The organism is Methanospirillum sp., assembly GCF_028679455.1.
In the GTDB taxonomy this organism is placed as follows: Archaea; Halobacteriota; Methanomicrobia; order Methanomicrobiales; family Methanospirillaceae; genus Methanospirillum.
This window is the reverse complement of the sequence record NZ_JAJRBM010000234.1, coordinates 1-14,934: the sequence shown is the minus strand read 5'-3', so window position 1 is coordinate 14,934 and position 14,934 is coordinate 1. Positions and strand designations below refer to the sequence as shown.

At 46.0% G+C, this 14,934-nt stretch carries 15 protein-coding genes; 4 read left to right on the top strand and 11 right to left on the bottom strand.

What is annotated here, in order from left to right:
• Window positions 1–229 (top strand): transposase (locus LUQ50_RS07730; protein WP_300038696.1); only part of this gene is annotated, 229 nt, incomplete at its 5' end.
• Window positions 230–859: 630 nt separating this feature from the next.
• Window positions 860–1,528, top strand: coding sequence for a flavodoxin family protein (locus LUQ50_RS07725; protein ID WP_300038693.1), 669 nt, complete (start codon window positions 860–862; stop codon window positions 1,526–1,528).
• 32 nt (window positions 1,529–1,560) lie between these two features.
• Here LUQ50_RS07725 and LUQ50_RS07720 read toward each other — a convergent pair whose 3' ends face one another.
• The 5 genes from LUQ50_RS07720 to LUQ50_RS07700 form a co-directional block, all read right to left on the bottom strand.
• Window positions 1,561–2,817: an NAD(P)/FAD-dependent oxidoreductase gene (locus LUQ50_RS07720; RefSeq protein ID WP_300038690.1), complete on the bottom strand. Its 1,257-nt coding sequence runs from the start codon at window positions 2,815–2,817 to the stop codon at window positions 1,561–1,563.
• 112 nt (window positions 2,818–2,929) lie between these two features.
• The gene (locus LUQ50_RS07715; RefSeq protein WP_300038687.1) at window positions 2,930–4,894 is read right to left on the bottom strand and encodes a PAS domain S-box protein; all 1,965 of its coding nucleotides are present in this window, start codon (window positions 4,892–4,894) and stop codon (window positions 2,930–2,932) included.
• Window positions 4,895–5,003: 109 nt separating this feature from the next.
• Entirely contained in the window at window positions 5,004–6,377 is a 1,374-nt protein-coding gene (locus tag LUQ50_RS07710) for a hypothetical protein (protein WP_300038684.1), read from the bottom strand.
• A gap of 174 nt (window positions 6,378–6,551) precedes the next feature.
• Window positions 6,552–7,460 carry a phosphatidylglycerol lysyltransferase domain-containing protein gene (locus LUQ50_RS07705; protein WP_300038681.1) on the bottom strand — a complete coding sequence of 303 codons (909 nt, stop codon included), beginning with the start codon at window positions 7,458–7,460 and terminating at the stop codon, window positions 6,552–6,554.
• Window positions 7,450–7,887, bottom strand: coding sequence for a GNAT family N-acetyltransferase (locus tag LUQ50_RS07700; protein WP_300038678.1), 438 nt, complete (start codon window positions 7,885–7,887; stop codon window positions 7,450–7,452). Before LUQ50_RS07700 ends, LUQ50_RS07705 begins: the two co-directional genes overlap by 11 nt.
• A 134-nt stretch (window positions 7,888–8,021) precedes the next feature.
• On the opposite strand from LUQ50_RS07700, the gene LUQ50_RS07695 reads away from it, so the two are divergent.
• Window positions 8,022–9,032, top strand: coding sequence for a phosphate uptake regulator PhoU (locus tag LUQ50_RS07695; RefSeq protein WP_300038675.1), 1,011 nt, complete (start codon window positions 8,022–8,024; stop codon window positions 9,030–9,032).
• Window positions 9,033–9,047: 15 nt separating this feature from the next.
• On the opposite strand, the gene LUQ50_RS07690 is transcribed toward LUQ50_RS07695, so the two are convergent.
• From LUQ50_RS07690 to LUQ50_RS07670, 5 genes are all read right to left on the bottom strand, one after another.
• Window positions 9,048–9,560 carry a chemotaxis protein CheW gene (locus LUQ50_RS07690; protein WP_300038699.1) on the bottom strand — a complete coding sequence of 171 codons (513 nt, stop codon included), beginning with the start codon at window positions 9,558–9,560 and terminating at the stop codon, window positions 9,048–9,050.
• A gap of 135 nt (window positions 9,561–9,695) precedes the next feature.
• Window positions 9,696–11,315 carry a CARDB domain-containing protein gene (locus LUQ50_RS07685; RefSeq protein WP_300038672.1) on the bottom strand — a complete coding sequence of 540 codons (1,620 nt, stop codon included), beginning with the start codon at window positions 11,313–11,315 and terminating at the stop codon, window positions 9,696–9,698.
• 205 nt (window positions 11,316–11,520) lie between these two features.
• Entirely contained in the window at window positions 11,521–12,030 is a 510-nt protein-coding gene (locus LUQ50_RS07680; RefSeq protein ID WP_300038669.1) for a tetratricopeptide repeat protein, read from the bottom strand.
• A gap of 140 nt (window positions 12,031–12,170) precedes the next feature.
• Window positions 12,171–12,980, bottom strand: coding sequence for an NAD(+)/NADH kinase (locus LUQ50_RS07675; RefSeq protein ID WP_300038666.1), 810 nt, complete (start codon window positions 12,978–12,980; stop codon window positions 12,171–12,173).
• A 5-nt stretch (window positions 12,981–12,985) separates the two neighbouring features.
• Window positions 12,986–13,762 carry a bifunctional fructose-bisphosphatase/inositol-phosphate phosphatase gene (locus LUQ50_RS07670; protein WP_300038663.1) on the bottom strand — a complete coding sequence of 259 codons (777 nt, stop codon included), beginning with the start codon at window positions 13,760–13,762 and terminating at the stop codon, window positions 12,986–12,988.
• A gap of 83 nt (window positions 13,763–13,845) precedes the next feature.
• Here LUQ50_RS07670 and LUQ50_RS07665 point away from each other — a divergent pair, with 83 nt between their 5' ends.
• Window positions 13,846–14,223, top strand: a complete 378-nt coding sequence (locus LUQ50_RS07665) for a translation initiation factor IF-5A (protein WP_300038661.1) — start codon at window positions 13,846–13,848, stop codon at window positions 14,221–14,223.
• A 120-nt stretch (window positions 14,224–14,343) separates the two neighbouring features.
• Here LUQ50_RS07665 and LUQ50_RS07660 read toward each other — a convergent pair.
• Window positions 14,344–14,934: hypothetical protein (locus tag LUQ50_RS07660; protein ID WP_300038658.1), on the bottom strand; the 591-nt coding region annotated here is incomplete at its 5' end.

Below are 14,934 nucleotides of genomic sequence, written 5' to 3'. Positions count from 1 at the left end.
GGACAAATTGTTCGTTTTTGTAACAAATCCAGAGGTCGACGGAACCAATAATCGGGCAGAACGAGCGGTAAGACCGAATGTTGTATTGCGCAAAGTTAGTGGAGGGACCAAATCACCGAAAAGGACGAGAAATATTGAAGTACTTGCATCCGCTATTCAAACATGTCAAATGAATGGAGCGAACTTTGTAGAAAAAGGAAGAGTTTTAATCAAAGCTTCAGATAGCTGAATACTTACGAATATCTAAGTAATAATAATTATATATGTACATAAGGCGGGAAATACGTGGATACACAGGAGAACAGGTATGATCATGTCTCTGTGTGTACACATATACCTGAAAATAAATTTCCCGCCCCCCCATGATCTATCCTCCCAATCAGGGGCGTTTTGTGGGTTTATTTACAAATAGGAGGAATAATACGCAATCGGGGGTTCCCGATTTTACCTAATTATGAGTACATGGTTCCGCCCGGTGATGATCATTTTACTCAAACTATGCCGATACGTGGGAATTCATCCGGGGACACCTCAGGGTAGCTCTCATCCCGTCCTTTTTACATATTATAAAGCCACCCTGTTAAAGTCAATTCGTGATCCTCCCTCTTGTATATAAGCAAAAGGTAAGATCGGTATAGCATTCTGTACGAACACAGAACATACGATTCGGTTGTCTGGTTGATAATCAGGATTCTCTGTACTCAATTTCTCCCCTCAGTTCCAGGCCGTGAACTCCCATATGAATCGGGTAGCAGAATGACCCCCCGAATTATTGATCAGCACTCTTCATCCCGACGGGGATACGGATGATGGGATACTATTTCTGCTTCCCTAACTGATCCCTACTCTGGAGATAGTCATGAAGATCATCGGGATCAATGCGAGTCCGAAAGGAAAAGCCAGTAGAACACTTGAACTGGTAGATGCCGTACTGGACGGTGCGAAATCAGAAGGTGCAGAGATCGAATCAATTGATCTGTATCTGTATACCATCGATTATTGTACCGATTGCGGGTTATGTTACGCAAAAGGAGAATGTTCACTCCTTGATGACTTCAATGATCTCTTTGACAAGATGATGGAAGCTGATGGCATCGTTCTTGGGTCACCCAATTATATCAATTCAGTATCAGCCCCGCTGAAAGCCATGTTTGACCGGATGGCAGACGCAATCCACTGTCAAAAATTTTATAAAAAGTACGGATGTTCGGTCTGCACCGCAGGAGGAAGTCACGAGCAGGATGTTGTTACCTATATGAACAGTGTCCTGACAACACTCGGTGCAACGGTTGTCGGTGGAATAGGGGTTGCAATCGGTGGAAACCCGGAAGCACTACAACCGGCAAAAAAACAGGCATATGATCTTGGAAAGAGACTGGCACAATCTATTCGCGGTGAACATTCATATCCTGAACAGGATCAAATCCATGCCCAGACCCGTGAATACTTCTGCAGACTGATACAGTTCAACAAAGAACGGTTTGCGCATGAATATGAGTGGTATGTCCAGATGGGCTGGATGAAATAATCCGGAATCACCTTCAGGTTCCAACACTTCCTTTATTTGGAGCTGGATGAAAGGTTCTGACCTTCGATCATACGGATCCGTTTCGCTGCCAGCATAGCGGTAGAAAAAGCAGCCTGTAGATTATACCCTCCGGTATCGCCATCAATGTCAAGCACCTCTCCGATAAAAAATAATCCAGGGAGAAATTTTGATTCCATGGTCTTTGGGTTGACCTCACCCAGAGCCACCCCGCCACGGGTAGCCATCGCCTCATCTGGTCCACCAAGGCTCCTTACCACGAATGGACAGGCAGTGATGAGGTCGACCAGGGAAGTCCGATCTTTTTTGGAGAGATGAGGGCCGGTAAGTTCCAGATCGATACCTGCAATCTCCATCAGTTTTCTGATAAGCCGTTCCGGGAGATCGAATTTTCCAAGGACGGTCTTTACCTGACGGTTGCCCGCTGCTGCTATCAGTTCAACCAGGATCGCGTTCACCTTCTGTGCATCGTTACCCGGCACAAATGAGACCTTCAGGAGATCTCCGGGCCTGATAAACCGTGAGAAATCAAGAATCCCAGGCCCGGATAACCCGGTATGGGTAAAGAGGAGATCCCCGGTATGAGTTCTGATCTTTTTGCCGTCACGAAAAAGCGTAATTGGCAGATCAGCAAATGAAATGCCGGAAAGATCAGCAAACAGATAATTCTGCACATTCACACTGGTAAGAGCAGGACCGGTCCCGGTGACCTGATGACCGAGTGTACGGGCCAGCCTGAATCCATCTCCTGTTGACCCGGTAGCAGGGTAGGTCTCTCCACCGGTGGCAATAACCACCGCATCTACATATAGTGAATCCTTCCCGGTCCTGATGAGAAACCTTCCTGATTCATGCGAAACCTCGATAACAGGTTCTTCTGATCGTATCTTCACTCCTGCAAGGGAGCACTCCCTGATCAGAACCTCAAGAATATCATGAGCCTTTCGGGAGACCGGGAATATTTTTCCCCCGGGTTCGGTCTCTAACTGAACCCCGTGTTCAGAAAAAAATGTTACCAGATCGTGGTTCTGAAAGTTCAGCAGGGCTGGTTTGAGGAAGGATCCATTATCTCCATAATGGGTAAGGAATGCTCTGGTTTCCCCGTCATGAGTAATGTTGCACTGACCTGAACCACTCATCAGTAGTTTTCTTGCACAGGCTCGGTTCTTCTCAAATACCTGAATGCGTAACCCGGCATCAGCTGCCTGTATCGCACAGAATAGCCCGGCAGGTCCGCCACCAATTATTGCCAGACAACGATCACTCATCATCAAACCTGATACCCGTCGACTCTGCTATGGTTTATCCATATGGGTCCATCAGCCTGATGGAACTATTGAGATAAACAAACCGGATTGAAAAGAGATATTCTTACCCATAGAATTATGGTTTGTTCTCCTGGGAATCAGGAGGCGATGAACTGGTATTTTCATCCGGTATGGGACAGGAATCTTTCTCGATGAAAAAGCCATGCTGATAATGCCGAAGAAGGAATTTATGTACCTTTTCTGACTGGACCCATGCCCGGTCCAGCTTATCTATCAGGTCGTTGATGATGCCCAGTTGCACCTCAATCCTTCCTGAGTACTCACCTCCCTGGAGTAGATTAAGCCCTTTGATCACCTGAATCGGATTACGAATTTCATCATTGAGGACCTGGAACTGTTCCATATTCAGTTCTAACTGGGCTAGTCCAGCCCGCCGGATCTCTTCTTCCCGCTGAACCCTGAAGGAGACATCATGGAAATAGATCACGAGTGATGTAATCTCTCCCTCATCGATCTTCAGCGGAGTGATGGAAATATCATACCAGGTAGTACCCTGATTTGGCAGTGAAATCTCTGCACTCCATGATCTGATTCTTCCGTCAAGAATGGAGTTATCTATCAGTTCTATAAACCCGGAATATGCCTTTTCCCTGAATACCTCACAAATATCTGGTAATTCTGACTGGTTAATCGTGGGAAATGCCAATAATCCCGCCGGGTTAACATAGGTAATCGTCCTGGAAGTATCAATAACCAGAATCAGATCGTCGAGTTGCTCTGCAAGACGCCGGTATCGTAATTCACTCTCCTGGAGTGACTGCTGGATAATTTTCCGATCAGTCACATCGATGAGATTACCGGCAATACACATGGAATTCTGATTTTTGATGGAGGTCAGATAGATCTCTAGATAGATCTCCCGTCCATCTTTTCTGATACCGACACATTCGAAATGATGAGTAGGATCTGCTCCTTCCAGCGTCTTTGTAATATGATCCTGAAAGATCTCACGATCTGACGGGTGAATGAGAACGAGTGGATCTTTTAATTTCAGGAGTTCTTCCTTTCGGTATCCAAATATCATGCAGATACGAGGGTTTACATATCTCAATTCTTTGCTGCAAAGCAGGAAAATCCCAAGATTCGCTTCTTCAGCCGGAGTCTTATAAAATTCTTCGATATGACTCCGGTACCGGGCAGATCCAATGATCTCAGCTGCCATATTGAGTGTCTGTATCTCTATGGCAGATCGCCTGATCTCATGTTCCCGATCCTCAAAGACTAAGTACCCGCAGAGTTGTGCATTAGCACTGACTGGGATGATAAGCAGGGAAGTAATCCCTGAATTTCGAAGAAAATCAGATTCGCTTCGGGATGCGGTGGTAATATCTCCTGAATAGAATTTTTGTTCAGTCAATAGATGGTGCCACTTCTCCGGCCATCCCGAAGGGGAGACCGGTATCATGTCTTCATTCTTTGACCATAACACTGATATTTCATACCTGAAACACTCGGTATCACAATCCACGGTATTAACCAGATATACCAGATCTGCTCCTGTCGCTATGCCAAGACGACCGAGAATGTCACGCGAATCAATATGAAGAATTGATCCTTTCAGATATTGATCTGCTGCATAACTGATGGCTTCAAGAATGGCATCCTTTCGCCTGATTGCTCTCTCTGCATCTCGTTTTGAGACCAGGACCCTGATTTTTTTTGCGATATCAAGGGTCTGTATATCCAGTTCATCCGATTTATTCTGGTAAAAGTCAGCACCTGCATTCAGGGCGGCGATTGCAATCTCCTTGGTGTCTTCACCGGTCAGCATGATAAACGGCATGTCAGGAAACTGATGCTTGATGATCTCCAGAAAAGCGATTCCGTTTATCTCCGGCATGGCATAATCAGAAATAATTGCATCAACCAGATGAGATGACAAAAATTCAAGACCTTCTGCTGCCGATGTGCAGGCGGTGACCTGAAACTGTTTTTTCGCCTCAAGAAATGATTTAAAAATATTGCCGATATCTTCGTTATCATCAACGAACAGAACACGAATGACGGGTAATTCCTGCACCTGACCTGACCCCCGGACTCTGTTGATATTATGTTTTGATTTGCTGATAAAGATACATGATTATCGGATCCTCATTTATAATGGGACTTAAACCGGGATCCGGTATTATTCATTTTTGCCTGACTTGTTTGAACGCAAAGGTCAAATCAGCAAGATCAACCCTTCCATTGGAATTATAATCAAACCTGGTTGAGATACTGCTCTTTGAAAGCCACTCAAAATTCTTAAAGAGAAGCACCAGATCCTGCATATCCTGTCGTCCGTTTCCATTCAGATCCTCGAACCTGCCATCTTTGTCTGGATCGGTCATACGCTGCAGAATGGTTGCATCAAACTGAACCGGTGAGGTGACATCAGCCTGATAACGCACTACCACCGGCGAAGTTCCATTGTTATCACTGCCAATGTCCATTGATGCACGGGATACGATCTGGGCAGAGTCAACTCCCATCACCTGGGAAGAGGCACTCACTGACTGGACTGGAATATTCGTCACATTCGAGTCGCTACTCTGGCCTCCGAAGACACAACTTGGATCAGACGAAGTATTCAAACCACTTAATACCTTTTTCACCACCACAAGCCGTTCTTCACTCTGCATTGAATTGGATCCGTTTGCATGGTAATTTACCACCCGCTGGGAGGTTAGATCGTTATCAGCTGCAAGGGTACGGGTCTCATCCAGATCTCCTCCGTTGGTGAGGAGGGTTGAGGCATATACGGTTGATCCGGTCCATTCCACCTGCCCGGTCGTATTCTTTGGAGCATAGTTGTGTTCAGCAATCGTCTTTGCAGTGACCATTCCTGATCCCTGTGTCTCTGCCTGAATCGTCGCCTCTTCTCCGGCATGATACACTCTGTTAAAGAGATCGAAGAGTCCGGCAATCTTTGACCTGTCTGATACCAGGTTCATCTCATCTGCAGTTTCTGTTCCATACCTGAAGGTAGTGGTTATCAGAGCCGGATTAGATCGGTTCCCTCCGGGTTGGGAGGTGTTTGCACTAACTGCGTACTGAAGATCACTGGTGGAGATCCTGGTTCTGGTCGCCATCTGCAGGGTTGTTGCACTGGCTATATCGAGAGATGCTGACGCAGTGAATGACGTATTTGCCTGGCTTGAATCTCCAGATGCCAGAACACAGAGTGCTGATGCGTTATCATCAGCTGCATGAGCAGTGGTAGTTATCATCTCTTCACTTGCTGCAAGGTGACTACCAGTAGAACCTGCGTCATAACTGAGCACCTTCTGCGCCTCAATCATCTGTTTCTCTGCTGATTCTCCACCTGATGAGACGGTCTTAACCAGTTTCAGATCTCCCCCGTTGGTCATGGTCGAGTCACGAAAAAGTGAGGCAGATCCGTTTATCACCGGGTTTCCGTATTGTTGTGAGATCATCGTCTGGTCATGTGCCATCCCGACCGTATCGATGACGGTCCCGATCGAGATCTCTGCGATACAGGATTGGGATACCAGAAGAAGCATGAGGATACTACCTGCCAGTAGAACGGAAATGATTGTTTGTGCCCGAAAAACCATAGGGCGGAGCATTATCGCATTTTTAGTATTGATATATAAGTATAAAATAAATGTGATAATATTCTTCCCCGGGAATTACTCTGAAATTTTACTATCCCGGGGATATCTGGGAATCAGAACTTATGAGAGATCGGTATGTAACAGGTCAAGATAGTGAAGTTCAGCCATATGGTGGGGATGATACCGCTCTTTTGCCTCTCTCAGTCCTGGAAGACCCATATCACTTTCACGATTGATGAACCTGTACCGGGTACGGAGAAGATCAGCGGTCTGATAGTTGATCTCTTTGTAAATACCCTCACAATCAGGCAAACCTTTCTCATAATGTACCACGCTAGTCCAGGGATTGAGTTCTTCAAAAATGGCAATCCCCCCTATCTCTCCGTGAGGTTTCACTGCCACTCCTTCGAACCCGAGTTCTTCAAACACCTCAAGAGACTCCCAGAGAGCTTCTTTCTCATGTTTGAGGATGGTATATTTGTCACATTCACGCCATTCACACCAGCGTTTGAGAAACTCCTTCACCTCATCAAAATTTGTTTCTGTGATCGGCTCAACGGTTGACGGGCATTTCTTCCTGAATTTGTTCAGTTGTTTTCTGATCATCAGGTATGGTTTTCCCTCAAGATTTGCAAGATCCGCTGTCTCATACACATAATCAAAAAATTCACGATCCGGTTTCAACACAAGTTCTGGCCTGACCTCCTGGATCCACTGATACTGCCAGGGTTCAAGCACCAGAAATGGTGCCTGTTCTCCGGTAGCAACCGCAAGATCAATGACTGCATTCAGCACATCCGGATTTTTCGGGCCGATTGGAGCACGGAGAGAGGTATATGAATCCGTGCTTCCTCTGATGATCAGGCATCCTTCTATCACTGCAATCTCGTAATGGCCGTAATGGCGCCAGCAGTAGAGTGTACCAAAGGTGTTCTCAGAATGTTCTATCGGGTAGCGGGAGTAGACATCTTCAAAAATTTTCTTATCGTCAAGCGTAATCGGGTGAAAGTCTGCATCATCAAGTTTCATACGACTCTTCCAGAGTGTTCGTCAGAAATATCATGCCGCTATTACAGATAAAACCTGATTTTTCATAGAAGTCCCGGGTATCAGGTTCTGCTACCAGATACAGGGATGAAATCCCCCTTCTCTTCGCTTCTGCAATGAGAAAATTCAAGAGGCCAACACCGATGTGCCTGCCACGCAGTTCAGTAAGCACACAGAGATCCTGGATATATCCGGTTGCAACCCGGTCTGATAATATCCTCCCCATTGCTACTGCCTTTCCGGTTTCCTGTTGTACCGCGACTACAAAGACGAAACTCCCCTGAATCAGCGGTACAATGCCTGCAGGATCATACCAGTCGCGCCACCACCCAGCTGACTGATAGAGTGCAATAATATCTGCTGAATCCCATGAACTGACTACCTGAAATGCTACTGGCAGATCATGCATATCTGGTACCTTGGTTTCTCTGCCGAGCGTGAAGGTTCTTGTGATCCTGGTTACTTTGGGCCCTCCATAGTTCGGTACAAATTCAAACTATCTATATGGATTGGAGGAGAACTCTATTTACAGGTTAAAAATATATGGAAATCAGACGAGTGCAGATGACCGGGGGTTCGTCCTATGTGATCACTCTTCCTAAGAACTGGGTTGAGTCACTGCATATCAAAAAGAATGACCCGCTTGGTGTTCTCATTCAGCCTGATGGCACCCTCATGGTTACCAAGAATATTAGCGGTGATCAGATCCAGCGGGTCAAAGAACTCATGGTGGATCAGCAGACTGAACCTGAATATTTTCTTCGTCTTCTGATAGGGACGTATATCGCGGGGTACAGTGCAATCCGGATAACCACGAAAGACCGTATTCCCGGGCAGATCAGAGTTAAACTTCGTGAGTTCTCATCGATGGTGATCGGTCCTGAATGTGTTGAAGAGACCGATCAGTCAATACTTCTGAAAGATCTCCTCAATCCTCTTGAGATGCCCTTTGAAAACTCCCTGAAGCGGATGTTTGTGATCGTAAAAGGAATGCATCATGATGCTATAGAATCACTGCTGCACAATGATCATGCTCTCGCAGAAGATGTGATGGACCGGGACAACGATGTTGATCGTCTGTTCTGGCTCATTGCCAGACAGACCAATATGATCATGCAGAACATCCATCTCTCCCGTAAGATGAACACTTCTATTGTCAGGATGCTCCCTCACTTTCAGGTAGGGAGGATCATGGAGCGGGTTGGAGATCACGGAGTCAGGATAGCTCATAATGCCATGAAGATCAAGACGGATGATGTCGGAGATGATCTCTCATCCCTCATCCTGACTGCTTCTGAAGGAGCAATTCAGGTATTTGAAAAGAGCGTTGAAGCGTTCTTTTCCCATGATCTGAAAAAAGCTAACCGGATGATCGAGTCGATTCATCACCTGGAAGAAAATTATAATCGTATTAATTCAGGGATACTCAGTCTTCCAACAACGGTCGCAGTTCCTATTCGGAATATTGCCGATAGTATCCGCAGAACCGGCGAATATTCTGCTGATATTGCTGAAAATGTAATCAATTATGAGATGATGGTTGAAGAGGCCTGACTAAACCAGGGGAGATTAATTCTGTTCCATGGCAGTGAAGAGACTTTTAATATCCAGCCAGATGATCAACTGAGTCACTTCCTTCTCTTTATCCCGGGTCTGTTTTTTGATAATTCCCATAATGTGCGAACCATCATCTCCGGATGTTGCAGTCACATCAACCTGATCTGAATAACAGGTTGAGACAGTAAGCACATCATCGACCATGATTCCGGTCTTGGAACTGGTCAACCGGTCGTCAAGCACAATAATGCGAGAATTTTCTTCACTCGTTGCGCTCTCTGCGGTTATGGCCAGTTGCTGTTTGAGATCAATTATCGTTGTGATCTCACCTCTCAGGTCAATAATCCCTTTGATATATGGAGGACTGTTTGGCAACCTGGTGATCCTTGCATATTCAACAATCTCTTTCACATCAAAGAGGTTGATTGCATAGTGATCCTGCCCTAATAGAAATTCGACAATCTGAAAGGACTCTTCCGTATTAGTTTCATGCCCTGGTCTTCCCGATTGAGAGGAACCAAACATTGAGCCACTGTCGGTCTGGCCGGATTGGGCAGGACTCATTAAATTGCCAGCCATGTGGATTACTTACTCAGGATCAGCAAAAAAGTATCCGGGATATGGGGTGGCTGGATCCTGGTTTACGTAAAGGCTGTCTCATCAGCAAAACGCACATGGACCGATCATGATCTTTCCGATATTCATATTATTGGATTTTTCCAGTTCTGGCATTTCTTCTCCGCATTCAGGCATGAATGAGCAGGGATCAATGACCGAGTAGAGGTAATACTCTCCGGGAGCAAGGTCTGTCGGGATCATGACCGGTGTGCTGTTTGTCTTCTGCTCAAGCGGGCAGATCGAATCCAGTCTCCATACTCCGAGGTAGTGTGCAGTTGCCATCTCAAACTCCTGATAGGGAGAGAGATAATAAGCGATTGCCACATCATGGGCGCATCCATGCCCGATATTGGTGATGGTATCAGTGATCGATCCTGATTCTCCCGGTATTATATGTGGCCATACCGTTCTGATATGAGTCAGGTCAGGGATTGGAGACGCAGGATTATATCTGATATGGATCGGTTTACTGCTCACCCACCAGTTGTTATCCGAGTCCTTTTCAGGTATTGCAGCAGTTACTGCAATCTTTTTAGCCAGATAGAATAATCCTGACTTGAAATATGACGGCACACCCAGTTGTTTCTGCTCGGTGCTAGTCTGGTCCGGCTTCAGACTTAGAACTGTTCTCCAGGCCAGATGTGTTCCTTTCGTACCATCTGAATCAGGGGAGAGTAAATATTCGACTTTAGCAATATTGGCTTCAGCACCTCCGACATTTTTAATTGAATCAGTAATCGTAAAGGTGTCACCAATGAATGCTTCGTCCGGCTGTTCATTCTCAATTAAAACTACATCAGGTTCTTTCTGTTTTTGCAGATCCTGTCCTTTTTCTTCGGATGATACAACACCTGTGGCTCTGGTGATCTGGATTGGATCTTCGTTATACCAGAAGGAAACAGGGGTTCCCTCTCCCCTTACCTGTTCTGCCGGGAGAAAGGAGGTGAATACATAATAGGTGCCTTCAGCGGTATCCGGCGGCACCGATACGGCTCCCAGGACTTCATGTTCGCCAGGTGAAGGGGATTGGGGAATTGAAACAGTACCGAGGCTGATGAGTGATGAGTCAGGCATGGTACCTTGGGAGAGGAACAGATAGATCAACCCGGATTCTTCTTCTTTTGGTACGGTCTGGTTGATGACCACCGTTACCGGGATCTGGCTACCGGCAGTTCCGGTGGCTTGAATAATCGTCCCAATTCCTTCATAGGTACCGGTTTTCCCGGTGATCACATGAATTGTTGATTGTGATCGCTGGATATTATTGCTTGATTGTTCTCCGGCAACTGCTCCTGCCTGGTCAATCCATCTGAACAGGTAATATTCACCAGGATCTGTTCCTGAAGGAACGGTGATCGTGGTATTTCCATATTTCCGGGCACCCGGTTTCAGACCGTCAATCTTCCAGGTTCCAATCAGAATCTGCCCCTCGATCTGATCAGGATCACGAGAGAGATAGTATTGAATTGCAAAAGGACCTGCCTGGTCGGATCCGTCATTTCTGATAAAATCCTGAACCTCATCAGATACCCCGGTATAAAGTGAGGAGGGAACCACGATCCGGGTACCGATAATATCAACTCCCTGTTCTGCTGCCACCATCCCGGACAGGAGGAATGATAGAATAACCGTAAGCAGTATTGACATTTTGAACCATTGCATCAGTCTTGTTCTCATAGCTCCCCGTATCTTTGAAGTGATACAAATGCCTTCTGCTTGTCTGTGTTTGTTATACGCACCATGAATTGGTTTGCATTACCCTTGTCAGACTCATCTCCATGTTACCCTTTGGCAGATGACGACGAAAAGGTGAAATGAAACCGGGAAAAAAGAACCTATTTTGGAGGGGATACACCGTGTGGTGATATCAGATCCTGCGCCGGTATACCAGAAGAGCTCCTGCAATCAGGACTGCTCCTATTACACCAGCTGTTGAAAGGGGGGTTTTTGTATTGTTCAACCCTTTGACAAGCATTTCCTTGTCTGATTTAAACTTAGTCTGGTCTGGATCCAGTTTGATTGCCATATCGTATGCGGCGAGCGCTTCATCATTCCTGCCCAGAAGAGCAAGTGCGGTCCCCTTATTGTCATACGCGATGGGTGAGTCCGGGGCTATTGCAATCGTTTTATCCCAAGATTGGACTGCCTGTTCATACTGTTCCATACCAGCATAGGCAAGTCCGATATTATACCATGCATTTGCTGAAAGACTTGGATCTTCTTCAGCTGCCTTTTCCCATGCGCTAATTGCCTCGAGGAACGAGGAGTTATCGAAATGTGTGCTTCCTATCTCGAACCACTCCTCTCCGGTTTGTGCATAGGAAGATGCCACCAGAGCTGAGCAGAATATGATCAGAAGAATAGCCTGACGTCTCATCTGCATCCTGATACCCGTAATTGTACGTCATTACTCATAGTTAATATTCCTCATCCCTGATGGATCTGATACCGCTTGAAGTAGCCCGATATGTGGTGAAAAAACATGAAACCGATATATTTCATGGGATGCGGTTAGCATTAGAGGTGCCTCAGTTTCCTGTTAATTTTTTCAAAAAAATTCTCCCCAGCGTCAACAAACAGAGCCGGATGTTGAGAGCGGGTGATATCAATCGTACTCATCTCACCGATATGACAAATAATCTGTCCGTCAATCACCAGTTTTGCAGGTTTCTCAGCTTCCAGGGTAACCCGCACGGTCCGGGATGAATCAATGAGATGTGGCCGGTTGGAGAGCATGAATGGAGCGATTGGAACCATCAAAAATCCTTCCACGCGTGGATCTACGATTGGACCACCTGCACTCATGGCATACGCGGTTGACCCGGTCGGGGTACTGATGAGCAGTCCGTCAGCCCTGAAGCGCTCAGCGATCACGCCATTTATGTGTATGAGAAACTTGAGCATCTTTGCAGGGCGATCAGTAACAATAAGCGCTTCGTTAAGAGCATCTCCGGTATATCTGCCATCGATTGCAAGCGAGATTCGCATCCGTTGTTCTGTCTGTATCGGCACCTTCATCTGATCAAAAAAAGCAAAGGCTTCATCGGGTTCAAGATCTGCAAGGAATCCGACTTCTCCCCAGTTTACCCCGATCAAGGGAATCTGAATCGGCATGTGTTGGGCAGTGAGCAGAATGGTCCCGTCTCCCCCAACCACTACAACCAGGTCTGGTGGATGGGCAGGATCGAAAAGCTTGTCCCCACCTTCGTGAAGATTCTCTGGTCCAAACCGGATATGGTGCCCAATATTGGTAAGATGACATCCGAGTTGTTCTGCGTACTTGCGAATGCGGGGGTCTTCAATCCGGATTATTATCAGAATGTCCATCCACATCACCGAAGATATTCGATTACTTTCCGATGCAGGTGCCCGTTTGTAGCTATCAGACACGTGCCGATAGTGACCTCATCAGCAAAGACGATCCTTCGTCCGTCCAGATCAGTGACCTGACCCCCTGCCTCTTCACAGATTAAAACCCCTGCTGCTGCATCAGTGACTCTGAGCGTTTTTCTCAGGTCTACAAACCCATCAATCCTGCCCGCCGCAACGTACGATATCTCTAACGCTGACGCACCAAACTGCCTGAACCGCCTTATCTTCTGCATCAGGTTGAAGATTCGATCCTGCTGAAAATGTTTTCCATAGATACTCATCGCGCTGGTCTGGAGATCGACAACTGCTGATACCTGAATCGGTGACCCATTCAGGTATGCCCCTTTTCCCTTCTCTGCAGTAAATGTCTCCCCGGTTGCAAGATTCTGAACAAATGCCTTCATGATCTGCCCTTCTTCCGCGTAGGCGATTGAAAGGGCGTAAAATGGGATATTCATGACCGCATTAAATGTGCCATCAACCGGATCCAGGTAGATTGTTCCTTTCTCTCCACCGATGGTGATTTTACCAATCTCTTCACTGATAAGAGTTTTACAGAGTCCATGTTCTCTGAGAGAGGCAATAACCAGGTCTTCAGCAACCTTATCGATCTGCTTGGTCGGGGTTCCGTCCGCTCCCATACCGATCATGCGAGCTCCCTCTTCTGTCCCGCAGAGGGGAATGATCGCATTTTTGACCGATGCTGCCATTGAATTACATGCTGAAAAGAAGTCCATGAATATCGCTACCAGGCGTCCGTTACGGTGTATTTATGTGTGGGTGGCTCGATACATATAATCAGCTTTGAATTAGGTGTTTTATGAAGGAACAGACTGAAGTAGGTAAACTGAAAGAGGGGAAATATATGCTGGTTGATGATGAACCTTGTAAAATCCTCTCCATCAGTATATCCAAGCCTGGGAAGCATGGTGCTGCAAAGGCACGACTTGATGTATCCGGTATTTTTGATGGAGTAAAGCGGTCTGTTGTTCAGCCGGTGTCAGCAAAGGTATATGCTCCGATTGTTGAGCGGAAGAACGCCCAGGTTATTTCTATTGCGGGAAACATTGCCCAGTTAATGGATCTTGCAGATTTCGAGAACTTTGAACTCCCAATCCCTGATGACATGACTGATAAAATTACGGTAGCTAAAGAGATTACCTACATCCAGTCAATGGATAAGCGAAAATTTGATTAAATAAAATATTCTTTATGAAACACCAACGGTGTTTCATTCTCTTTTGAGTTAGTTGTCCGACCCGGTCAATAGGTTCCGGGAAAAACGGATCAGGTTAGTTGTGAGGGTAAGTTAAAAAAATTAGGATCTGATATCTGGTACGGTCCTTAATTTCCATTCGTCTGATTCTTTTACAAGATCGATATCGAAAGGAACTGTTTTCTCAACATTATTCTGCATAATCTCCAGATTCCCCCGTACGGTTGCCGTGGTAGCCCGAATAAGCGTATTGTCCTTCCCGATGTCGCCCCGTACCAGAATATCATCGACCAATACGTCTTTCACTGTTAACCCGGACCCACGGGCCTGTACATAGGAATCGTATATGGGTTTGATCGTTTCCGGAGCGGTCAGATCAGAGACAAAGAAGGTGGTGATGTTGGTGAAGTAATAAGCACTCAAATTCTCATTGAACCCGGTAAAGAAATTGCTTATCACTTTTTTGATCTCATTCTGTTCGGTTATGTATTTTGCATCTGATTTAGGGATATACGAGGTATTGATTGCTTCTGGAACTTTGATCTGAATATTATAGGAATCAATGCTCTGGGTGTCAATGGTAAAGGAATAATTACCCTTGCCATAGATACGCTCGGTCCATGGGCGGGGATCTTTTATCGTTTTCCACTTTTCGTCCCAGGCATCCTGGTATTCTTCAGAATCAAAATAATC

Coding starts and splice junctions, on each gene's coding strand:
- LUQ50_RS07725 (WP_300038693.1), top strand. CDS start 860: ATGAAGATCATCGGGATCAATGCGAGTCCGAAAGGAAAAGCCAGTAGA.
- LUQ50_RS07720 (WP_300038690.1), bottom strand. CDS start 2,817: ATGATGAGTGATCGTTGTCTGGCAATAATTGGTGGCGGACCTGCCGGG.
- LUQ50_RS07710 (WP_300038684.1), bottom strand. CDS start 6,377: ATGCTTCTTCTGGTATCCCAATCCTGTATCGCAGAGATCTCGATCGGG.
- LUQ50_RS07705 (WP_300038681.1), bottom strand. CDS start 7,460: ATGAAACTTGATGATGCAGACTTTCACCCGATTACGCTTGACGATAAG.
- LUQ50_RS07700 (WP_300038678.1), bottom strand. CDS start 7,887: ATGCATGATCTGCCAGTAGCATTTCAGGTAGTCAGTTCATGGGATTCA.
- LUQ50_RS07695 (WP_300038675.1), top strand. CDS start 8,022: ATGGAAATCAGACGAGTGCAGATGACCGGGGGTTCGTCCTATGTGATC.
- LUQ50_RS07690 (WP_300038699.1), bottom strand. CDS start 9,560: ATGTTTGGTTCCTCTCAATCGGGAAGACCAGGGCATGAAACTAATACG.
- LUQ50_RS07685 (WP_300038672.1), bottom strand. CDS start 11,315: ATGCAATGGTTCAAAATGTCAATACTGCTTACGGTTATTCTATCATTC.
- LUQ50_RS07680 (WP_300038669.1), bottom strand. CDS start 12,030: ATGAGACGTCAGGCTATTCTTCTGATCATATTCTGCTCAGCTCTGGTG.
- LUQ50_RS07675 (WP_300038666.1), bottom strand. CDS start 12,980: ATGGACATTCTGATAATAATCCGGATTGAAGACCCCCGCATTCGCAAG.
- LUQ50_RS07670 (WP_300038663.1), bottom strand. CDS start 13,762: ATGGACTTCTTTTCAGCATGTAATTCAATGGCAGCATCGGTCAAAAAT.
- LUQ50_RS07665 (WP_300038661.1), top strand. CDS start 13,846: ATGAAGGAACAGACTGAAGTAGGTAAACTGAAAGAGGGGAAATATATG.